The organism is Sandaracinomonas limnophila (assembly GCF_004005965.1).
In the GTDB taxonomy this organism is placed as follows: Bacteria; Bacteroidota; Bacteroidia; order Cytophagales; family Spirosomataceae; genus Sandaracinomonas; species Sandaracinomonas limnophila.
Genome location: NZ_SACY01000002.1, coordinates 69,918 through 93,235, shown reverse-complemented (window position 1 = coordinate 93,235; position 23,318 = coordinate 69,918). Strand labels below are relative to the sequence as shown.

The 23,318-nt window shown below is 33.4% G+C and carries 18 protein-coding genes; 15 read left to right on the top strand and 3 right to left on the bottom strand.

The features are described 5' to 3' along the window. Positions 1-46 precede the first annotated feature (46 nt). Entirely contained in the window at positions 47-1,300 is a 1,254-nt protein-coding gene (locus EOJ36_RS03950; RefSeq protein ID WP_127802736.1) for a nucleotide sugar dehydrogenase, read from the top strand. A 111-nt stretch (positions 1,301-1,411) separates the two neighbouring features. Further along, positions 1,412-2,461 (top strand): Fic family protein, encoded by a 1,050-nt coding sequence (locus tag EOJ36_RS03945; protein WP_127802735.1) that lies wholly within the window; start codon positions 1,412-1,414, stop codon positions 2,459-2,461. A gap of 82 nt (positions 2,462-2,543) precedes the next feature. On the opposite strand, the gene EOJ36_RS03940 is transcribed toward EOJ36_RS03945, so the two are convergent. Next, a complete protein-coding gene (locus EOJ36_RS03940; RefSeq protein WP_127802734.1) occupies positions 2,544-3,872 on the bottom strand; it encodes a hypothetical protein in 1,329 nt (442 codons plus the stop codon). A 169-nt stretch (positions 3,873-4,041) separates the two neighbouring features. Here EOJ36_RS03940 and EOJ36_RS03935 point away from each other — a divergent pair, with 169 nt between their 5' ends. The 6 genes from EOJ36_RS03935 to EOJ36_RS03910 all read left to right on the top strand — a co-directional run bounded on the left by EOJ36_RS03935 (position 4,042) and on the right by EOJ36_RS03910 (position 14,386). Beyond that, entirely contained in the window at positions 4,042-7,590 is a 3,549-nt protein-coding gene (locus EOJ36_RS03935) for a T9SS type A sorting domain-containing protein (protein WP_127802733.1), read from the top strand. 90 nt (positions 7,591-7,680) lie between these two features. Continuing rightward, positions 7,681-10,113, top strand: a complete 2,433-nt coding sequence (locus EOJ36_RS03930; protein WP_127802732.1) for a bifunctional YncE family protein/alkaline phosphatase family protein — start codon at positions 7,681-7,683, stop codon at positions 10,111-10,113. Positions 10,114-10,147: 34 nt separating this feature from the next. Then, positions 10,148-11,251, top strand: coding sequence for a Gfo/Idh/MocA family protein (locus EOJ36_RS03925; RefSeq protein ID WP_127802731.1), 1,104 nt, complete (start codon positions 10,148-10,150; stop codon positions 11,249-11,251). Next, a complete protein-coding gene (locus EOJ36_RS03920) occupies positions 11,241-11,741 on the top strand; it encodes a gluconate 2-dehydrogenase subunit 3 family protein (protein WP_164847834.1) in 501 nt (166 codons plus the stop codon). The genes EOJ36_RS03925 and EOJ36_RS03920 overlap by 11 nt, the downstream gene beginning before the upstream one ends. Positions 11,742-11,744: 3 nt before the next feature. Then, positions 11,745-13,466, top strand: a complete 1,722-nt coding sequence (locus tag EOJ36_RS03915; protein ID WP_127802729.1) for a GMC oxidoreductase — start codon at positions 11,745-11,747, stop codon at positions 13,464-13,466. A gap of 20 nt (positions 13,467-13,486) precedes the next feature. Beyond that, complete coding sequence (locus EOJ36_RS03910) at positions 13,487-14,386, top strand: PIG-L family deacetylase (RefSeq protein WP_127802728.1); 900 nt, start codon at positions 13,487-13,489, stop codon at positions 14,384-14,386. Here the strand turns inward: EOJ36_RS03910 and EOJ36_RS03905 are convergent. Then, entirely contained in the window at positions 14,383-15,750 is a 1,368-nt protein-coding gene (locus tag EOJ36_RS03905) for a hypothetical protein (RefSeq protein WP_127802727.1), read from the bottom strand. The two genes, EOJ36_RS03910 and EOJ36_RS03905, sit on opposite strands and share 4 nt — an antisense overlap. A gap of 221 nt (positions 15,751-15,971) precedes the next feature. On the opposite strand from EOJ36_RS03905, the gene EOJ36_RS03900 reads away from it, so the two are divergent. Genes EOJ36_RS03900 through EOJ36_RS03870 form a run of 7 tightly spaced genes read left to right on the top strand, consistent with a single transcriptional unit; the run spans position 15,972 to position 22,877 of the window. Further along, complete coding sequence (locus EOJ36_RS03900) at positions 15,972-16,925, top strand: DUF6175 family protein (RefSeq protein ID WP_317125896.1); 954 nt, start codon at positions 15,972-15,974, stop codon at positions 16,923-16,925. Then, complete coding sequence (locus EOJ36_RS03895; RefSeq protein ID WP_127802725.1) at positions 16,922-17,968, top strand: hypothetical protein; 1,047 nt, start codon at positions 16,922-16,924, stop codon at positions 17,966-17,968. The genes EOJ36_RS03900 and EOJ36_RS03895 overlap by 4 nt, the downstream gene beginning before the upstream one ends. Next, the gene (locus EOJ36_RS03890; protein WP_127802724.1) at positions 17,968-19,404 is read left to right on the top strand and encodes an Lcl C-terminal domain-containing protein; all 1,437 of its coding nucleotides are present in this window, start codon (positions 17,968-17,970) and stop codon (positions 19,402-19,404) included. Before EOJ36_RS03895 ends, EOJ36_RS03890 begins: the two co-directional genes overlap by 1 nt. Before the next feature lie 5 nt (positions 19,405-19,409). Continuing rightward, complete coding sequence (locus EOJ36_RS03885; RefSeq protein WP_127802723.1) at positions 19,410-20,366, top strand: SIR2 family protein; 957 nt, start codon at positions 19,410-19,412, stop codon at positions 20,364-20,366. After that, positions 20,356-21,069, top strand: coding sequence for a hypothetical protein (locus EOJ36_RS03880; RefSeq protein ID WP_127802722.1), 714 nt, complete (start codon positions 20,356-20,358; stop codon positions 21,067-21,069). The genes EOJ36_RS03885 and EOJ36_RS03880 overlap by 11 nt, the downstream gene beginning before the upstream one ends. A 5-nt stretch (positions 21,070-21,074) precedes the next feature. Further along, complete coding sequence (locus EOJ36_RS03875) at positions 21,075-22,445, top strand: hypothetical protein (RefSeq protein ID WP_127802721.1); 1,371 nt, start codon at positions 21,075-21,077, stop codon at positions 22,443-22,445. Between the two features lie 36 nt (positions 22,446-22,481). Further along, positions 22,482-22,877 carry a hypothetical protein gene (locus EOJ36_RS03870; RefSeq protein WP_127802720.1) on the top strand — a complete coding sequence of 132 codons (396 nt, stop codon included), beginning with the start codon at positions 22,482-22,484 and terminating at the stop codon, positions 22,875-22,877. A gap of 129 nt (positions 22,878-23,006) precedes the next feature. Here EOJ36_RS03870 and EOJ36_RS03865 read toward each other — a convergent pair whose 3' ends face one another. After that, on the bottom strand, positions 23,007-23,309 hold the full coding sequence (locus EOJ36_RS03865) for a YegP family protein (protein ID WP_127802719.1): 303 nt from the start codon (positions 23,307-23,309) through the stop codon (positions 23,007-23,009). Positions 23,310-23,318: the final 9 nt, after the last annotated feature.

The window sequence follows — 23,318 nt, the reverse complement described above, 5'->3', positions numbered from 1 at the left end:
GCCATCTGCGGTTATAATCTGTGGTCCTTTTTTATTAACTTGCAACATGTCTAAGAAAATTGCAATTATTGGTTTAGGGTATGTGGGTTTGCCTCTTGCCGTGGAGTTCGGGAAGAAGTATGATACCCTTGGATTTGATATCGATAAGGGGCGTATCCAGGAATTGATGCAGGGCGTGGACCGTACCTTGGAGTCTTCTTCGGAGGAGATTGCTGCGGCAAAACTCTTGACGTTTTCATCTGATGCCGAGGATTTGAAATCGGCTCAAATATATATCGTGACTGTGCCAACACCAATCGATCAGTTCAAAGCGCCGGACTTAGGTCCGCTGAAAAAGGCTTCTGAGATGTTGGGTAAGGTGTTGAAACGTGGGGACATCGTCATCTACGAATCTACCGTGTATCCGGGCTGTACCGAGGAGGATTGCGTGCCGGTGCTGGAAGCAGTGTCGGGACTTAAATTTAACCAGGACTTTTTTTGCGGCTATTCCCCAGAACGCATCAATCCGGGCGATAAAATAAATACCCTAACCAAAATCAAAAAGGTGACTTCAGGCTCTAATCTTGCCATTGCCGAAGAGGTGGATCAATTGTATGCAAGCATCATTACCGCCGGAACTTTCAAAGCCCAAAGCATCAAAGTGGCGGAGGCAAGCAAGGCGATTGAAAACGCACAGCGCGATGTGAATATCTCTTTCGTGAATGAATTGGCTCTCATCTTCGACCGCATCGGTATCGATACGCACGATGTGCTGGATGCCGCCAGTACCAAATGGAATTTCTTACCTTATAAACCGGGACTAGTAGGCGGACACTGCATTGGTGTGGATCCTTATTACTTGGCACATAAGGCAGAAAGCTTGGGCTATTATCCGCAAGTGATTTTGTCGGGCCGACGCGTAAACGACAACATGGGCATGTTCGTGGCCAATAAGGTGGTCAAGCTGATGATCCAAAAGGGTATTGCCATCAAGGGTTCAAAGGCTTTAATCTTGGGCGTTACGTTCAAAGAAAATTGTCCGGATATCCGCAACTCAAAGGTGGTGGATATTTTCACCGAATTGCAACAGTTTGGCTTAGAAGTGCATGGCTATGATCCACATGCCGATAAACAGTTGGTGAAGGAAGAATACGGCATCAATTTGTTAGATGCTATCCATACACAATACGACGCCATTGTCTTGGCGGTTTCTCACAAGGAGTTTCTCCAATTAAATTTCCCAGATTTTTCTAAAAGTTCAGTAGTTATTTTTGACATCAAATCCTTCTTGGATAGAGAGATGGTGGATGCGAGATTGTAAAGTTTAGGAATTGTTTTAATTAAAATATAGCTCAAGTGGTAGGATAATATAGCTCACATTTTAGTATATTTGAGCTTTATATTTAATTATAATGAGCTATAATATAAGGTCATGGCAAGAAATAAAAGCTTTTATTCAGATCAGGTAATTGAATTTATCAAAATAAATCCCAAGTGTACTTCCCAAGAAATTCTTTTGGGGATTGCTGAGGAGATTAGCATTGCAACCTTAAAAAGATTGCTTCAAGCCCTTATTGCAGAGGGTATAGTTTATTCCACGGGTAAATTAAAGGGGACTAAATATGAGATTAGCCCTGTTTTTGATGTTATTAGACCCATTGACCCATCGAAGTATTTTGAAAAGGAAATAGATGATCGAATCATTCAGAAAAGCTTTAATCTTGATTTAATTTCAGAAATTCTTGTTAATATTTCATTATTTACAAAAGATGAAATATTGAAATTAGAGGGTTTGCAAGAAAAATTTCTAAAGAATATATCTGAACTTTCTCCAAGCGAATATCATTTGGAGATGGAAAGGCTGGCAATTGATTTGTCATGGAAATCTTCTCAAATTGAGGGAAATACGTATTCCTTGTTAGAAACTGAACTACTTTTAAAAGAAAAGGAAACTGCTTCAGGAAAAACACAAGCGGAGGCCCAAATGCTTTTGAATCATAAAGAAGCAATAGATTTTATAGTTAGTAATCCTACTTATATTGAACCACTTTCGGTTGCAACCATTGAGGATATTCATACCTTACTTGTGAAAAATTTGGATATCAATAGGAATATTAGAAAAAGGAGAGTTGGTATTTCTGGAACAAATTATACTCCTTTAGAAAATGAATTTCAAATTAAAGAAGCGTTAGTTCAAATGTGCGAGTTAATTAATTCAAAGACAAATGTATTTGAAAAAGCCTTATTAGCTTTGATTCTGATTTCTTACATTCAACCGTTTTCTGATGGGAATAAACGTACAGCAAGAATAATAAGCAATGCAATCCTGATTTTCAACCATTTTTGTCCTATTTCCTTCAGAACTGTAGATTCGATAGACTATAAAAAAGCATTGCTTATATTTTATGAACAAACAAATATTAATTCAATTAAAAAAATATTCATAAATCAATTTGAGTTTGCTGTAAAAACCTATTTTTGATAATTCAAAATTACTTTAGAAGTACTAATTTATCCCAAATTCTTTGCAGTAGGACTCAAGGACCTATGGTTTGTCCAAAAAATTATATTTCTAAAATCTTTTCAATTTTTTGTTCAATCCCTTTTTTCAATTGGTAATGAATGATTCGTTTGTCATCTTCAGAAGGGATTCTTTCTATGGCCTGTTGAATTTGAAATTCCTGTTCTAAGAAATCATTTATTTGGTTGATGGTAATGTGTCGGGCCCTTCTCTGACTTTCTTGAGATTTATGGGCGCAGTCAAGTATTTCGTTCAAATCAATGGTGGTAATAGATTTGTTGGAAGATTTCAAAAAGTAATTCAATACCTTCTTTTCCGTTTCATCTAAAGTTTTATGTTTTTTCTTTTTCCATTTAATAAACAAAATAACGGAAAGGGAAATGAGGAGAATAATGAGGATGATTTCAAAAGTAAAATCCTTGGAATAAAATTCTCCAACATAGGTCGATTTTTTAAGTAACTCATTCACTGGAATGATGAATAAGGGACTGTTAAGGTTTTGTGGTTTGGTATAAAAAATGGTATCATTTTTTATAAAGTAATGATTGCCCTCCTCAAAATAGGTTGCATTGTCTTGGTAAACGAAAACTTTATTTTCTATTGGGTTGATCAAATAAACCTTATCGCGTCCAAATTGCACAAAATGTGTACCATTCCAAAAAATGGTGGTGGATTGTTTAACTTTTAATTTGGCATTTATTTCCCCTAAATTATTCCAGGATTTACTTTTGAAATCAAAGGAGTAAAAATCTTTTTGGTATTCAAATTCTTCATTTTCTAAGAAATTCTTTTTCAGTCCTCCTCCTGAAAAAAAAGCATCTGCCTTTTTGGAGTACCCTTGGTAACCCTCCTCAATAATAGCAGGGCCTTCATTTTTGGGCCTATACAATTCCCATTCTTTAGAGGTTTTATCATCAAAGTAGGTAATTCGTGGATTATAATTCCAAAAACCGCCTCCGCCTACAGAAAATAGGATATTATTTCGGTAAAATCTACTGGCAGAAAAATTGTAGCCACTGTGAATCGTTTTGTCAATCCGTTTGAGCGATTTACGAATAGTATCGTAGTCAAATACCATTCCAGTTCCTTGAATAACAAAGCGAATGGTATGATTTGTCAAGATAAATGGGTCACCAAAATAATATTTGGTTTTCAGTGCTTGTAATTCTTCTGAATCTATTTCAAAATTTGATACGGCTTTCCAATTGGAGGAACTAATTTCCATTTCCTCCTGTAGCGTCTCTAAGTTTAACCTACTACGTAAAAGATTTGCTCCTGCTGGTTTCCATTCAAGCGATTTTATTTGGGCATTCGTTTGCGTTCCGAATCCAATCAAAAATAAAATAAAGAGAAAGCAGGTGTAATTTTTCAAGTGTATTTCTTATTTCGATTGTAAATGTAAAGAAATATTTTATCCTTAAATTTCTTCCATCCATAATTATGTTATTATAACTCGAATAACATATTTGTAAGGCTTTTGGGGAGGTGAACTTTTTTGAAATTGGGTATATTTAGAACAAAGCAAATAAATTTCAAAGCTAATGTTAAATAGATTTTTTATTTTACTGTTACTAGTAACTATTCAATCTCAAGGTCAAGTCATTAAAGTCAAATCTATTGTACAAAATGTATTAAAATTTGATGATTCATCTATGCCATTTTTGGAAAATTTGGGAATAAGGGATCGATTTCATGTGAGTAGGTATTACGAATTTGCGGACTTTAATAATGATGGTCTGAAAGACCTGTTTATTAATTATGCTGGTAATCCTGAAAAGGCATACGTTTCTAGTGTTTTTTTTAATAATTCTGCTAATAAAAATAATTCGTTTATTGAAAATGTAAATTATCGACATGTTCAACATTCCGATTTTGGGTATGTGACAGAAATGTCAAAAGATTTTAATAAGGATGGATACCTTGATATATATCAATACACCCAAAATTATCATGGTCAGCCAGGTAATCAACCACCAAGTTATGCTCCGGGTAAAAATAATTTTCCAGATAATTTCTTACTAAATTCTGGTAAGGGTTTTAGTTATTTGTTGGGTGATGATTATTTTGGGTATGATTACTTACAACAAAAGGAGCCACGATTAATGGATATTGATCGTGATGGTGATAAAGAAGTATTGTTTATGACAATTCAAGGGTCTTTTGGGAATGAAATAATTCGCGAAGATTTAGGATATCGATACTTGTTTTATTCTTATAATTTGTCCAAAGACAATAAATGGAACAGACGTTTTCACTATAAAATTCCTTATACTCAAAGTGATCCCAACAGTTTGAATTATCGAGAATCTTTTCCGGAATCCATTAAAATAATGGGCGACTCTGTAGCTTATTTTATTTCTTATAAATCCAAAAATTGGAATAAAAAAACAGGTGCTGTTACTCCAATGATTAATTATCCCAGTCAGGATAATTTAGATGATTACATTATTCGTGAAAATACGATTCATAAAGTAAATTTAAAATCGGGATTTACTTATGAAAATACAATTGATCTGGGAGTTCTTCAAGCTGAAAAACCCTATGAAATCAACACGGATTGGGGTTTTTGGTGGGAGGATATCAATTTAGATGGCAAACTAGAGTTTATTTGTCTTCAGTGGGGAAATAATAAAAGTTCAGATAATCGAAAAAATAAAATTTCAATTTTTTCTCTCGATGGGAAGGAAATTTCCAATCAATTTTTTTCCAATAATGAAAATTATGACAACACTGATAGCCATGCAAATGGGATTCATGTAGTAGATTTAGATGCAGATGGCGATATGGACATTGTTCCCCAAGGTGGTTGGTATGAAAAATTGAATGGGCAGTGGGTATACTTTGTATTTATCAATGATAAAGGAAAATTCAAAAAAACACACGTGATTTTCCCAAATAGTAATAATTCAAATAATTTTTTTGAGGAAGTAAGTGGTAGATGGTTAGGTTTTAAAATACCAATTGATTTTAACGAAGATGGGATTTACGAGATCATGCAAATTCGCATGGATCAAAACATTGACATTGTCGAACTTAATTTGTCGGATCTTGATAAGGATGGCGTTACGGATGATGCAGATAATTGCCCCAAATCCTATAATCCAGATCAATTAGATACAGACAAAGACGGTATTGGAGATGTTTGTGATGAAATTAATTCTTATGCAGTTTCTCCAATTTCAATTTTTAAAAGTGATCAAGTTGAAGTTTTAGCCTTGAAAAATCCATTTGCCTACGAAAATGAAAAACAGCGAATGGTATTTGGATTAGAGGAGTTTCATCCGCCTTTCGACAGGGGAACCATTCCTTTAGATTTTAATCAAGATAAAAAAATGGATTTAATCCATTCTACAACCTACGTCAATGCATTAAATACTGATATTTCATTTGGACAATTGTCTCTCCCGATCTATTTTAAAAACAAGGGGAATTTAAACTTTGAGGTGTATAGAAATCCGAATTATTTGGATTATTCAATTTTTCATAACATTCAAAATTATGATTTAGTGGATGTTGATAAAGATGGGAAATTGGAGATTTTTCAAGGAGGAGAACACTATCATTCAATCAATAATGGTCCCGAAAATTACAAAAATTTGCAGTTGTGGTTAAACAAAAACAATAACCATAAAGTGGGCGATGATTATAATAAAGATGAGTTTAAATTGAATAGATACTATTCTTTAAACGATCAAACATATTTGAAAGATCAGGTCGGAAAAATTAATAGTACCAACGATAAAGACGCAAGTGGCCAAAAAGTTTTTTATTCCATTCACTCCATCGGTTCGGGTGATATAGATAATGACGGTGATGTAGATTTCGTTGAAATGGCACAATCAACTCAGGATTGGTGTTTTGTGGTAATGACAAACGATGGAAAAGGAAATTTCGATCTTAAAAGAATTAAAACGGATATTTTTTTTCCTGAGGGTCGTCTGATTTTAGACGATTTGGATAGTGATGGAAAATTGGACTTAATAGGAATTGGGAAAGTTTTAGATACGAAGAATTATTATTTGTATACCTATAAAAATCTAGGCAGCGGACAGTTTGATTTTTTAAATCCGAAGAAATTAGACATGGTATATGAAGCAAAAGATCCAATCAATCCCGGAAATCAAAGTTTAAGGGCATTTAAAAAACAAGACCTAGATTCGGATGGAAATCCGGAATTTATCATCTACATGACAAATCAATATTCTGGTTTAGGAAGTTTAGATCAACAGCCAGACAAATTGGTATTGTTAGAACCTCATAATCAAATTTTGGTGTTTACAAATACAAAGGGTGAGCTAAAAAATACTACATCCAATTTCATACCCGATCAAAAGAATTTTGGTAAATGGTTTACCAATGAGAGTAGTATGTATATAATAGATTTGGACTCTGATGGAAATTTAGATTTAGTTCCTTTTGTAAATACCCTAAGTCCCAAATATTTATGGAATAACACTTCAGATTTTCAATATTTTGCATTTAATCCAAACAGTAAAAAATTTGAATACAAATCAAAACCTAATTACCATTCCTTGTTTTCAAGTGTTGATAAAAATTATGGGTCAATTGCTAATAGTTTAAATCGGAATTACTACGATTATGTGGATTTGGATGGTGATGGGGCATTAGAGGTGGTGCATCCCTCAATTAAACTTGATTTAGATCCAAATACCAAAGGTCAAGAAAATTATATGTTAATTATTAAGGATAAATCTTTAGACAAAAGGCCCGATGATGATGGAGATGGCGTTAAAAATGAGCTTGACAAATGTGCCAATACTCCAGCAGGTGCAAAAGTAAATGCAAGTGGCTGTGAAATTGTTTTGGGAAATCAAATGGAGCCCACAGGTATTCGACTTATTCCAAATCCTACACAAGATTTACTTCGAGTGGAGTTTGAAAGTGCTTTTGCGAAAGAAGTTCAATTAGATATTTTAGATGTCTTAGGGAGAGTAGTCTTAAGTAAAAATCATTACGAATCTGGAACTACCATTTCCCTTAAATCCATGAATGCAGGTACCTACATTGTTAGGCTAAATGCATTAAATGACTCTGGGAATAGTGTTCATTTAAAGTTGATTAAATTTTAATTTTATAACATTGGGTTAAAAGAGGATTAATCAAAAAATCAATAATAATTTTTATCTTTCGATTACATTGATTTAACCTCTTTTTAATCTATGAAAAATCAAATCCTCTGCTGCCTATTGGCTTTGCTTCCTTTTATGGGAAATGGCCAAGATAATTTGCAAAATCAATTAAAATCCAAGCAGGTAACTTTACCCAATGGATGGAAATTGTCGCCTCATGGAAGTTCCATCGCTTTAGGAGACCTTCCTTTAAATGTAGTGGTTTCTCCCAACCAAAAATATATTGCTGTTACCAATAACGGTCAAAGTATTCAAAGTTTGCAATTGATTGATGTGGCAACAAAGCAGGTTTTGGATTCCAAAGAATTGCCTAAATCTTGGTACGGATTGAAATTTGGATCTGATAACAAAACCATTTACGCTTCGGGTGGAAACGATAATTGTATATTGACATTTACCGTTCAAAATAACCAATTAGTAGAGGGGGAGAAAATTAATTTAAGCACAGATCCGAAAGCAATTATTTCTCCCGCCGGAATTGAATTGGATGCTGAAACGGGCAAATTATATGTGGTTACCAAGGACAATAATTCCTTGTATGTGGTAAATACTAAAACGAAATCTGTTGAAGATGTTTTCAAACTTCCAGCAGAAGGCTTCACTTGTATTTTGCAAAAATCTACTTCCACTTTATACATTTCCGTTTGGGGTGCAAAGCAAATTTTACCTTTTAACATCAAAACCAAAACTTTTTCTTCCGCTATTCCTGTGGGCGACCACCCGAACGAAATGGTCATGACAAAAAATGGTAAATTTTTATTCGTGGCCAATGCAAACGATAATTCAGTTTCGGTGATCGACACCAAATTGGCAAAAGAAATTGAAGTCTTAAACGCTGCTTTGGTGCCTAATGCCTTAGAAGGTAGTTCAACCAATGGATTGGCCTTATCGAAAGATGAGGAGCGTTTATATATTTCAAATGCCGACAATAACTGTTTAGCTGTTTTTGAGGTAGAAAATCCAGGAAAATCACGTTCCATGGGATTCATTCCAGTGGGTTGGTATCCAACGGCATTGAAAGTAATTAATGGAAATGTTTTTGTCGCAAATGGAAAAGGATTTTCTTCTTTCGCAAATCCAGATGGACCTAACCCCATTGAAAAAAAGCAAACGGTTACTTATCAGCAATCCGATAACAACAGAAAAGTGCGCACGGGATATATTGGTGGATTAATGAAAGGGACGATGTCAATTTTCAAAGAACCAAGCGCAACAGAATTGCCCATTTTATCTAAAGCGGTTTATGAGAACACACCTTACACCAAAGAAATTGAAAACAATGCAATCGGTGAAAAAGGAAATCCGATTCCGATGAAGGTTGGTGACGCTTCACCGATCAAATATGTATTCTATATTTTGAAGGAAAATCGGACCTACGACCAAGTGCTTGCCGATGTGCCTGGAGGTAATGGCGATACAACTTTGTTGTTATTTGGTGAAAAATACACGCCGAACCAACATAAATTAGTAAAGGATTTTGTGTTGTTGGATAACTTTTTTGTAGATGGGGAAGTGAGTTCGGATGGACATAACTGGTCAACCTCTGCGCATGCAACCGATTATTTGGAAAAAACTTGGCCAACTTCTTATGGGGGTCGTGGAGGTAAATACGATGGAGAAGGAAACCGTTTGATCGCCAATCCAAAGAATGGATTTATCTGGGATTATTGTAAGCGAGCACGCGTTTCTTATCGTACCTACGGTGAATTTGCTGACAATTTCAAGCCGAATATTCCAGTGATTGCGGATCATTTTTGTCCAGATTTTGCTTCTTTCAATCAAGACATCATGGATACCAATCGTTTCCATGCGTGGAAACGTGATTTCGACCGTTTGTTAGCCAAAAATGAGGTGCCAAGATTTAACTCTTTACACTTTCCAAACGACCATACGGAAGGACAACGAATTGGCAAGAAAACTCCCTTCTCTTATGTAGCTGACAACGATTATGCGATTGGATTATTTGTAGAACATCTTTCAAAATCGCCAATTTGGAAAGAAACGGCCATTTTTATTGTAGAAGATGATGCGCAGAATGGTCCAGACCACGTGGACGCCCATCGTACCACAGCCTATTTGGCGGGAGGATTTGTGAAAAGAGGATTTATTGATCACACACCCTATTCTACCTCTTCCATGTTGCGCACAATCGAATTAATTTTGGGCTTGCCGCCAATGAGTCAATACGATGCAGCAGCAACCCCAATGTTTAAAAGTTTTTCAAAGGAAGCAAATGTGAAGCCTTTTGAAGCCTTATTGCCCAATATCAGTTTATTTGATGTAAACGTAAAAGAAACCCCTAGCGCCATCAAATCGGCCTCCTTCAATTTCAAAAAAGAAGATTCCGTACCTGATTTAGAATTTTCGGAAGTGATTTGGAAGGCTGTAAAAGGAGAAGATTCTGTAATGCCTGCGCCTCGCAGAGCTGCCATTTTTAATGCTGGAGAAGAGGACGAAGATTAGTCTAAACCAAAATACTTATAAAACGATTTAACCTATGAGCACCAGACGAACATTTATACAGAGTTTGGCATTACCCTTGTTAGCCAACTCATTTAAACCTCTAAAGGCCAAACCAGAAATCGCAGAAGGGTCTATTTTACGATTTGCCCAAATGGGTCTTGGATCTTATGCAGAAAGAGTAGGAAATGCTGTTAAGGAAAGCACAAGAGCTAAAATAACAGGACTCATCAGTGGGAGTCCGGAAAAGCTTTCCAAATTTGCTTCAAAATATGGTGTGGAGTCCGACTCTTTATACAATTATTCCAATGTAGCCTCTATAAAAAATAATGCATCAATTGATGCAGTTTATATAACCACTCCCAATGCATTGCATTGTCCGAATACGATTCAAATTGCAGAAGCGGGTAAACATGTGATTTGCGAAAAACCAATGGCTATCAATGCAAAGGAAGCGCAAAAGATGATCGATGCTTGTCAGCAAAATGGTGTAAAATTATTAATTGGCTATCGGATGCACTTTGAACCCATTACCTTAGAAATTGTTCGGATGAGGCAAAGAGGAGAATTTGGAAAAACACTGTTTTTTCAAGGGCTTTCTGGTTTTATTATTGGTGATCCAAGTCAATGGCGATTGAAGAAAGAATTAGCAGGTGGTGGAGCCATGATGGACATAGGTGTGTATTCCATCAATGGGGCTCGTTACATGTTGGGTGAAGATCCAATTTGGGTAACTGCTCAAGAAACAAAAACAAATTTCGAGAAATTTAAAGATGGGGTGGATGAAACGATTACGTTTCAGATGGGATTTCCGAGTGGTGCCACAGCTTCTTGTTTATCAACCTATTCCTTAAATTATTTAGATAAATTCTATTTAACAGGAACTAAGGGTTTTGCAGAAATGCAACCTAGTACAGGATATGGGCCAATCAAGGGAAGGACGCATTTGGGTGAAATTCAAAAACAGCATATTACGCATCAAGCAAGACAAATGGATGAGATGGCAGCCATTATTTTAGACAATAAAGTGCCAGAAATACCTGTGGATGGTCAAGAAGGTTTAAAGGACATGTTCATTGTGGATGCTATTTTTAAAGCAGTTAAAACCGGTAAAAAAATCAACATACAATATGAATTATAGTCGTAGATTGTTGCTCAAGCAAATGAGTATTTCTTTGGCTGCCATGAGTTTGCCCAATTGGGCACATGGGTGGAGGTCAGAAAATTTTCAGGGATCAAGTCAATTGATTTCAGCTTTAGTAGAGGCAATTCTGCCTGAAACGGATATTCCAGGTGGTAAATCAGTAGGAGCTGACAAATTTATTGAGCGCATGGTAAAGGATTGTTTTGATACGAAAACTCAGGAGGCATTCATGCAAGGATTAGCAAGTTTTGATGAACAATGTAAAAGACTTTTCAAAACTGGTTTTGAAAAACTTCCTGAGGCAGGGCAAATTGATTTTTTAAAAAATATTGAGGCAAGAGGAAGCTCAGAGGATAAGATGGTACTTCAAATCTTAAAAAAATTAACTATTCAGGCATATATAAATTCTGAATATTTTTTAACGAAACATCGTAATTATACGATTGCTCCTGGTTTTTATCATGGTTGTACCCCAATTAATTCCTAAGTAATGGCAAATTTTAATATAGATAGTAAACAAAAATCAACATTTGATGCCATCGTCATTGGTTCAGGTATTTCAGGCGGCTGGGCAGCCAAAGAACTTTGTGACAAAGGCTTAAAAACGTTGGTTTTGGAGCGTGGAAGAGATGTTCAGCATGTGGTTGATTATCCAACTACCATGATGGAACCTTGGGAATTCGAGCATTTAAATCAAATTCCAAAAGCATTGGAAGATGAAAATCCTATTGCAAGTAAATGTTATGCATTTAACGAAGATGCGCAGCACTTTTTTGTAAAAGACAAAGAACATCCATACATTCAAGAAGAACCCTTTCTTTGGATTAGAGGCTACCAAGTAGGAGGAAAATCATTGATGTGGGCAAGAGGCACACAACGTTGGAGTCGATTTGATTTTGAGGGTCCGGCCAGAGATGGTTTTGATAATCATTGGCCGATTACTTATCAAGACCTAGCTCCTTGGTACAGTCATGTGGAATATTTTGCAGGCGTCTCCGGAAATAAAGATGGCTTGGAGCAATTACCCGATGGTGATTTTTTACCTCCGCATGAGCAGTCTTGTGTTGAGAAACATTTTACCGATCAAATGGCAAAATATTACAAAGGTAGCAGACCAGTTATTATAGGCAGATGTGCTCATTTGACGGAGCCTCGTGAGATACATTACAAGCAAGGAAGAGCCAAATGTCAGCATCGTAATTTATGCCAAAGAGGCTGTCCGTATGGGGGTTATTTTAGTTCAAATTCTTCCACCTTGCCTTGGGCAAAAATGACTGGAAATTTAACTATGCGACCTGATTCAGTTGTGCATTCCATTATTTATGATGAGAAATTAGGGAAAGCAAAAGGCGTAAAAGTGATTGATCGCAACACCAAAGAGGAAATGGAATTTTATGCGAAAATAATCTTTGTGAATGCTTCAACAGTCAATACAAACCTCATTTTGTTAAATTCAAAATCTGCTCGTTTCCCGAATGGATTGGGTAATGACTCAGGAGTTTTAGGCAAGTATATGCACTTTCATAACTTCCAAACTGGTATGACCGCAGAATATGAGGGAATGAAAGAAAGTAAACCTGAAGGTATTCGTCCGAATGGCTCTTATATCCCAAGGTTCAGAAATGTGTTTAAGCAAGATACGCCTAATTTCTTAAGAGGATATGCTGCCGGATTCTCTGCATCAAGAGGCATTCAATTAAATCAGGAAGGGTTTGGAACGGAGTTGAAAGATCATTTGCTGGAAAAAAAATATGGCAATTGGACTGTTTCCTCTCATTTTATGGGTGAAACCATTCCAAAGAAAACCAATTATGTTCAATTGGATAAGAAATTGACAGATGCTTGGGGTGTTCCATTAGCACGATTACATGTTTTAAAAGATGAGAATGATCGTAAAATGGAGCAAGATTACCATGAGCAAATGACAGAGATGCTAACTTTGGCTGGATTTACGAATATAAAAATTAATAATCGGAAATTTTTCCAACCAGGATTAGACATTCATGAAATGGGTGGAGTGCACATGGGAGCAGATCCTAAAACTTCCATGTTGAATAAATGGAATCAGCTTCACCATTGTAAAAACGTATTTGTTACGGATGGTGCTTCAATGACTAGTAATTCAACACAAAATCCATCCTTAACTTACATGGCATTGACCGCAAGAGCAGCCAATTATGCAGTGAGTGAACTGAAGAAGAAAAATTTATAATCTTTTGAACCAGTTTCATTATGAAAACAATTCTTTGTCGATTTTTATTATTCTTTTGTAGTGTATTGTGGAGCACGTCTTTGAATGCCCAAGGCCCCAAAGTGTTAGTTGTTACTGCGCATCCCGACGATGAAACTAGTTTTTCGGTTTCCTTGTTTAAAATTACCCATGAGCTAAAAGGAATTGTCGACATGGCCGTGATGACAGACGGAGGAGGAGGATTTGCTGATTCTCAATTGGGTGCTATGTATTATGGTTTAAATTTAACGGATTCGTTAACTGCTCGTGATCATCTACCATTGATTCGGAAACAAGAAATTTTAGATGCTGCTAAAATAATGGGTATTCGAAATATCCATTTTATGGAACAACCCGATGATTGGTACACCACCGATCCTACGCCCTATATTTCCGGTAAAAATTGGAATATTCCCTTGATTGAAAGTCGTTTAGATAAAATCTTGCAAGATCGGTCGTACGATTTTGTATTGACCATGCTACCCCATGAAGGTCAACACGGTCATCACAAAACAGCGGTTCTGATGGCCTTACGGGCAGTTAAGCGAATGAAAAGTCCAAATAAACCGATCATATTGGCAGGTAGTCCGGCCACATTGGGCGCCAAGCCGCTAGAGTTTGTAGAATTAAAAGGATTTCCTGAGACAAAAATAAAACCAAATGTTCCATATTTCACCCTAAATAGGGCCTTTCGTTTTAAGGAAAATGATAAATTAAGTTACAAAATTGTGGCAGATTGGGTCATTTCAGCTTATAAATCGCAAGGGGCAATTCAAGAAAATGCCATCCATAAAACGGATCTTGAGGTGTATCGATATTTTGATATCAACAATTCGGATGGGGTTAACAAAGCAGAAAAATTATTTAATGATTTAGCGAAATCTGGATTTGCCGCACCTTAATGAATGATTGACTTAAGATGTGTTTGGTACTTTTGATTTAATACATAATTAACAAATCTTTTATCGGCTTCTGAGCTTTTGCGTTCTACTAAATTCTCACCCCCGTATTTAATTTGAAATTTGGAATTGATTTGTTTGATGAATTGATTTCTTTGATTTTTTTGGATGTCGATATTCTTTTTTGCGATGTCCAAAAATTGGTTCAATTCATCTGTATTCAATCCACATTCATTTTTAAGTAAAAGTTTCAAAAAATTTAATTCATTTGTATTGAAAAGTGAACTTTGTTTTTGGAAAAAATAATAGATTTTTTTTGAAAAGTAGATGCCTATTAACAGAATCAAAACAAGCAGCCAATTTGTTTTTGAAATTACAAAACTGGTATCAACAAATGATTCTTCAATGGGTTTAAAATGAGAAAATATTTCTTTAAAACTCATTTTATTGGAAAGGTATTTTTCGTAGGGATTTAATTCTAGCGGTTTATAAAAATATATACTATCCTGGTATTCGTAAATGTCATTTCCATTCCCCCAAAATCTACCTTTACTTAAATCGTTCACATAAATTTTATTATTTGTAGGGTCAACTATAAAACTTCCTTCTTTTTGATTAAATATAAAATGATCATTTGCCCAAGATGATTTATCTAAAGAGACGTTGTACTTATTGAAAGCGGCATGATTTATTCTTCCTTTTTCTTCCCAAAGTTTATCTTTAAAGGAATAAAAATAGAGTTTTTGTTCATTTTTACCTTCCTTTAATTGTTCTGGGCTTATGAAATTTAGTGTCCAAATACCATCAGACTTTACATCATAACCACAAACATCATAGGTAACCTCAGCAGGTCCATCGTTGTTGTATTTGTAGATTTCCCAACCCTTATTTTTTTCATCAAAATAGGTAAGCTCCTTTGAATAATGCCAAAATCCATATCCCCCAATACTATATAAGGTATCTTTTCTAACAAATTGATAGGCAAAAAAGTTGTATCCTTTGAAAGTAGATTTGTCTAAACGAATAAGTGTAAAAATATTATTTTGGTGAACAAACTGATAGACCAAACTAGTTCCTATGATACTTATAATATTTTTATCACCTAATTTAAATTCATTGATGTTAAAATAATTGCAATCAAGTGAAGTGATTTCTGGATGTGTTGTAGCTAATTTTCCAAAAGTGTCAAAACGTTTAAAAGTGGGATTTTCAATAAACACTTCTTTGGTTTGAAGGTCAATTTTAATCATTTTTTTAAACTCCAAACTAAACCATTTGAGTTCATGTGAATTTGCAAAGGTTTGACTATGCAAAAAAGCCATCAACAAGAAAACAAAGATAGATTTCAAATGGACTGTTTTTCGCATTATACTAAAAGATTTGTAAGAAAGAATTTATGGGCTTACAAGGCCTTGTACAAATATATCCTTTCAAGTGAAAACTTAAGAATAGGAATAGGTATAAATAGGTGAAATACCTATTTTTCATAATATAATTATTCTTCTACTGCCTACCTAAATAGATTTGTTTGGTAAAAGTGTTAATTATTAAAAAGGTTATAATTCATTTATTATTGGGTTTAATTGCAATGGTCACGAATTTGAAATTTTGTTTTTTAGTTATTTTCATTGTTTTTGGACATACTCTGATGGGGCAATCCAAAAAACCAACTATTATGATTTTACCGTCTGATAATTGGTGTATTCAACGCTACTTTATTACAGATTTTGATAATCAAGGGATGAAAATGAAAGTTCCTAATTACAAACAAGCTTTTCAAGAGGATACCGAAATTGGACAGGTTATCAGTAAAATTGGATCATTGATGATTGATAGAGGATTTCCCTTGAAGGATGCAGAGCAAGAAATAAAAGCGATTGAGGTAAGAAATGCAGAAAATAATCTAACTACTTCAAAAACTTCAGGAAGTTCAATTTCTGAATCTCCATTGGATATCTTGAAAAATCAATCCAAAGCTGACATTATTATTCAAATTTGGTGGAAAGTTAATAAAACAGATCAAGGAAAAATTATTTCATTTACATTAGAAGCATTTGACTCCTTTACAAGTAAAAGAATTGCTTCTTCCACTGGAAACGGTTTGCCTAGCTCTGAAATCACCCCAGTGATGTTACAAACAGCAGTAATGTCGCATATTGATAAATTTTCCGACCAATTAAATCAACATTTTAACGACATGAGTATCAATGGTCGTGAAATAAAATTGACAATTCGAAAGTTTGGGTCTTGGGATAAAGATTTAGAAACAGAATTTTCTGGTGAGGAATTGACCGATGTAATATTAGGATGGATGAATAAAAATACGGTTCAAGGAAAATATAATAATTCTGAATCATCTGAAAATTTATTGCGGCTTGAACAAGTTAAAATTCCTTTGCTTGATGACAAGTCCAACGGAATTGATGCAAGACAGTTTGCCAGAAATTTACAGAAATTTTTAAGAAATTCTCCCTATGGGATTGAATCTAAATTATTGAATAGGGGATTAGGGGAGGCAATTATAATTTTGGGAGAAAAATGAGAATTACGATAATTTTAATATTTATACTTTTTTGTTCCTTTAAAGGGATTTCTCAGCAAAAATTAGATGACTTTGGTAGAATTGTTCTGACTGCAGATTATCCTGAAAACAAAGATTTGCCCCATGAAGCAAGGCAATTGCTTTTGAATAAATTACAACAGGTAACAAGTAATTATGGTTTGGCAGGAACAAGTATAGATAGTCGATTTGTCATCACAGCCAAAATAAATGTATTATCAAAGGATTTAGTTCCTGGTCCACCTGCAAAAGTTTCTCAAAAGATTGAAATCAACTTCATTATAGCAGATCTTGTAAATCAAACCATCTTTTCAAATACTTCCATCTCAAGTCTTGGAATTGGTACTAATGAAAACCAATCTTATATCGATGCATTCAAACGAATAGATTTCAAGAATGTAAAATTGAAAGAATTAATTGAAGAAGGTAAAAACAAAATCATCTCTTATTATTTGACTAATTGTGATTTTATCTTAAAAGAGGCTTTAATTGATACGAAACAAGGGAGGTTTGATAAAGCAATATATGATTTATCAATTGTTCCAGAAGTTTGTCAACAATGTTATTTTAAGAGTTTGGATACGTTAGCCAAGATCTATCAAAGAAAAATTGATACCGAAGGTTTAATCATTTTCAAGAAAGCTAATGCTATTTGGGCATCCGGATTAAACATTGAATCTGCAGAACAGGCGACTGAATTACTTGGAGATATCCCTTTAAATTCTTCTGCACAAAAGGAGGCAAAGCAATTAGTTAAAAGAATCGAGCAGAAATTACGAGCTGATCAGAAAGCGAGATGGGAATTTAAATTGAAGCAATACAATGATAAAATAGCATTGAAAAAAGAATCTATGCGTATTGCTGAGGAACAATCAAAACGGGAAGCTATTGCAAATGAAAAATCAGCAAATAGGAACTTTGAATTAGATAAAATGCGCATAAATTCCTACCGTGAAGTAGCAGTTACTTATGCCAAAAATCAACCCAAACAAATTACTACTAATCGATTTATATTTTTAAGATAATGAAAAAAATACTCGTTTCTTTCCTATTAATTTTTAGCTTTTGTATTTCTACAATGGCACAAGAGGCAGACAAAACTGTTTCAATTATAGTAAGTGGAAGTGGTAAAACACAAGAGGAAGCCAAACAACAAGCTTTACGTTCTGCGATTGAACAGGCATTTGGGGCTTTCATCTCATCCAAAACTGAAATTTTAAATGATAAATTAGTTGCGGATCAAATTTCATCGGTCTCTTCCGGTAATATTCAATCTTTTACAATTTTAAATGAATCTCAATTACCTGATGGTGGTTGGGGATTGACATTAAATGCTGTTGTTTCGGTCACTAAACTTATTAGTTTTTCAGAAGCAAAAGGTTTAAATGTAGAATTTAAAGGTGCACTTTTTACTATAAATATAAAGCAGCAATTATTAAACGAGCAAGCCGAGATAAATGTAGTAAGTGAAATGTTTGGTTTTTTACATGAAAACATGCAAAAATCGTTCGATTTTTCTGTCCAAACTGGTGAACCTAAATCGCTGGATGAAAAAAGTGAAAAATGGGAAATTCCAATGATTATTTCATCTACAGCAAATAAAAATATGGATTTCTGTGCCAATTATTTCATTAAGACATTAGCTGCGATAGGTTTAACCGAAAATGAGGTTTTAAATTATAAGAATTTAAATAAGCCAATTTATTCAGTTATAATTAAGTACCAAGGAGTAGAAAAAACTATTTATTTAAGAAGGAAAGTTAGTTTTGGAATAATTAGGACTTTAGCTTCACAATGGGATTTTTACAAATCTTTATTTCAATTAGAATCAAATGTGGAATCAACTTTATTCCCAATACCCAAAAACTCTATTAATCTTCCATCTGGACGGGAAGGAATTTCTATTCGATCTAATTTTGCAAAATATAATGAATGGAATAGAGCAAGTACCAGGGAAATTAATTTCAATTTTTTAACAAATGGGGAGCTTGCTTCTAATATAAATCATAGTTATACCCTTACCATTGATCAGGTCAATAAATTAAATGGATTTAAAGTGATACCTAGAGGAGTTGTTTCAAATTTTAAACAAGGTGGTTTAGTTATTTTTGAAAAAGAGGGTCATGGTTTAGTTACATCAATTTTAGATTTAGGTGTGATGAAATGGAAAGAAGCAAATTCAGCGTGTAATGAACTTATAAGTAATGGCTTTGATGATTGGAGATTGCCAAATAAAAATGAATTAGATTCCATTATTAATTATTATACATCTTATGGTTTAGGTTTTCTACGATATTATGAACAAAATGGAGATACCCGAACTTTTAACAGTTATTGGAGTTCAACTCAAGCAGATAGGGATTATTTTATTTACATAAACACCCCTGCCAATAGAAATAAGTTTAATAATACAGATTCTGAAAATTTAGGCTATCTATTTATTGCTGTAAGAACATTTTAATTTTTATGAATGTAAAATTTAACCATTATTGGAATACGGAAAAATTAAAATTTACCTTACTAATTGGTTCAGGTTTTCATAAAGAATTCTTGTCGAATTTAAATCCTAAAGATTCAGATTTCTATAAGCTAAAAGATTGGCAATGTTTAATTGATTATATTAAAAATTTAAACAAAGTTGAATTTAGGACAAGCAATAACTTCTTAATTGATTTTGAACAAATAATTACGTTTAGTAGTAACACTCAATCAAAGCAGGGGCATGAATTGGAAAAGAATTTAACTGAAGATTTATCTAAGGAATTAGTACGATTAAGTAAAATAGTTGAGACTAATTATAATTCAGATATCCTGAAGATTTTCAACCCTAACCTCATTTCTGATGTAATTAACCTAAATTTTGATACCATTTTAGAAGAAAAATATGCTTCAACCTTCAATATAAAATTCAGTAAAAAAACAACCACTGATTACAATAAGAAAGGAAGTTTATTTAAAAAAATATACTCAAAATCAAATTTTAGGTATAGAGAATTAAATGGCATAAAATTTTGGCACCCGCATGGTGATGTTTATCATAATAAATCACTAATTCTCAGTACTCGTAAATATGGGAATCAATTATCATCTATTGAAATCTTAAGGCAAAATTTCAAAAAAGATGAAAAGAAAAATGGTTTTGATTTTAAACCCGAATATTCTTGGTTTGACGCAATAATAAATAAACCATTGATCATTTTAGGCGCGGGCCTAAGTGCCAATGAACAAGATATTTTATTTGCCATTTCTTCTAAAAAACGCAATTTTTTAAATAATGGTGAAAAGGAACATCCAATTTTTCAAATGTTGGAACCTGGTGAAAAATCTAATATTGGCGATTGGGCTAATCCAATATTTGATAATGCTGATTACAAAATTCAATGGGGACTTTTAATAAATCTTTTTTCTAAATATGAAATTTAGATATGTACTAATTTTCTTGGTATTATTTTTTAATAAGCAATATATATTAAATGCTCAATCTTTTGATGAAGAAAAAGTTGCTATGACCAATTTTGTCAAAAGGATGTATAGTGCAACACCTTTTGAGGGCGGTAAAATATTACAAGGAGAAGAACAAACTTATTATGTTGTAGCAATACCAGTTACATCTAATTCGATAAATCCTGATTCAAATTTAAAAGTTGTGCAAAATATTGCTTCTGATTCTTTTTCAGAGCCATTTATTAAGTTTGAATTTTTGGGACAAATTGATCAAGCCAATATCGTATCTAGGGTTTTATTTCTATGTCAGCCCCTCTCTAATTTTATTGAAAAAAAGTACAAAAAAGAGGCTTTTGAAGGAGCTAGAATCATTTCTAGCCCAAATAATAAATTTTTTGTTTCAATTGTTAGCTTAGATCCTCAAAAATATACCAATCAGTCATTAATGGATCGAGTTGCTATTATTAAAGCGAAACAACAAGCAAATACATTATTTAATGGGTCTACAATTAGTTCGGATATAATTATTACAACTGAAAAGAATGCAAGTGAATCAATTTCAAGTTCAACGGAAATTTTAAAAGAACAATCTTTTGGTTTTGTGGAAGGTTTAGAAAGTCTTTTGAAATTTGATTTTAATAATAAAAAAGTGTTTGTGTTTTATCGTGAATTAAATAAGTAAATAATATGAAAAATATCTTATGTTTCTTTGTCCTCATTCTTTTGCCATTTTCTAATGCTTTTGGTAAAAATATTGAAAATCAAGATGTTTATGTCACAGCAACTGGAAATGGGAAATCCATAGGCGAATCTAAACAATCTGCGCTTAGAAATGCTATTGAGCAGGCATTTGGAGTGTTTATATCCTCCAAAACTGAAATTTTGAATGATCAAGTAGTTGCAGATCAAATGGCATCAGTTGCTAATGGTAATATAAAATCTTTTGAATTATTAAATGAAACTCAATTACCAGATGGAACTTGGTCAACAACTATTAAATCTTTGGTTTCAGTAGGTAAATTAACAAGTTTTGTGCAATCAAAGGGTATTGAAGTTGAATTTAAGGGAGGGTTATTTGCTGCTAATATTAAACAGCAAATGCTTAATGAGATTGGAGAATCTCAGAGTGTATATGAATTAGTCGGATTGATGAATAAAGTTTTACTTACTTCATTAGATTATAAAATTAATTCTGGTAATCCTCAAGCTTTGGATTCTAAAAATACTAATTGGGCAGTTCCATTAACAATCACCTTAAATGCGAATAAGAATATGGATTTTACAGCCAATTATATGTTGAAGACCTTAAGGTCTGTTGGTATGACAAATTCAGAAATACAGTCATATAAGGCCTTAGGTAAAAACTTATTTAAAGTCTCTATTAATTATTTAGGTAAGCAAAATGATTTTTTTTTAAGGTCGGAATATAGTTTCAGCGCCATTCAAACTCTAATTGACTTTCAAAATATTTATTTTACCTCATTTAATATAAGCCCGGAAATAGTAAACGGTTATAATAAATCAAAATCTAATCTTAAATTAATTGGAGGTGGTTATTCTAATAATGAAGTTCGATTTGATTTTTTGACGAATGGTGATGAAGCAGGCAACTATTCCTTTTTAGATTATCGTTCTTTAAAGGAAATTGAACAGCTAAACGGTTATAAAATTAAATCAGCAGGCGAATGGTTAGAATATCGGCAAGGTGGATTTGTAATTGTATCAAATAATGGTCAGGACCTAATTCTTTCATTAGTTGATTTGGGAGAAGGAGATAAAAATGAATTGAAAAATAATTATAATTCCTTAAATATTGGCGGTTACCATGATTGGGAAGTTCCATCATTTGATGTGTTAGAATTTTGTGATAATTGGGCAAAACAATTAAATGTAAATTTATTTAAATCAATAGGGGGGCTTACAACTGATTCTGATAAAAGATTTTATAATACAAATGATAAATATGTTGAATCTAATGCAAAGTATGGAACTTGCTATTCTTGTAGAAATGCTAAGCCTACCACTCGTCTGATTAGAATCGTTTCAACAAAAAAGTAATTAAATATAATTTATAAACCTTAAATCAATTTTTTTATGGAAAATTCTTCAGAACAAAAATGGTATCAAAAGCCAAACGGTACAATTATTCTCTTAGTCTTATTCTTTCCAATTGGATTATACCAAATGTGGAAAAATGAATTATGGACAAAACAAACTAGATGGATTATTACTGCTGTATTGGCTGTTGTTGTACTTGCAAATGCTGGTAAAAATAAACCTCAGACAAGTTATAGTGGAAGTTCAAGTACATCTGCTAGTAATTTAAGCGCACCAGATATTTGTGATTGTGTTACTAATGCCCAATTAATAAATACTAATAATTTCAATAGTGAGCTTCAAAGAGATTGCGAAAATTATTCTCAAAGTATTTCAAAGTCTGAAAGGACTCAAAGGGTACAAGAAGCTATGAATAGAGGATGTTTGCGATAGATAAAATATTTTAATATAATTGGTCTAGAAGTTGTTCTAGACCAATTTCTTTCAATCTTCCTTTCTTATAAATAAAAGACCTCTGATTTTATAATCAATATTTTCATTAATTAAATCTTTTCATTTTAATTAATCGATTTTTTGTCTTTTACCACAGCATTTGGTTGAAATAACATTGCAATAATCCAACAATCTCACTGAAATTCGTTGAATATTCTGATTAGGATTTATTAAGTTAAAATAATAAAATCCATTTGCATCTTTTTTCAGCTTGAATTTTGGATCATCATTCAGTCCATCATTTAATATGAATCGGATGTTTTTTTCATCGTCAATAATTTTACCTAAATCTGGTGAAATTTCACAACCTAAAAATATCAACGAAAACAATCCAAATACTCCTGAAACTAATTTAAATATCTTAGATTTCAATTTTCTACA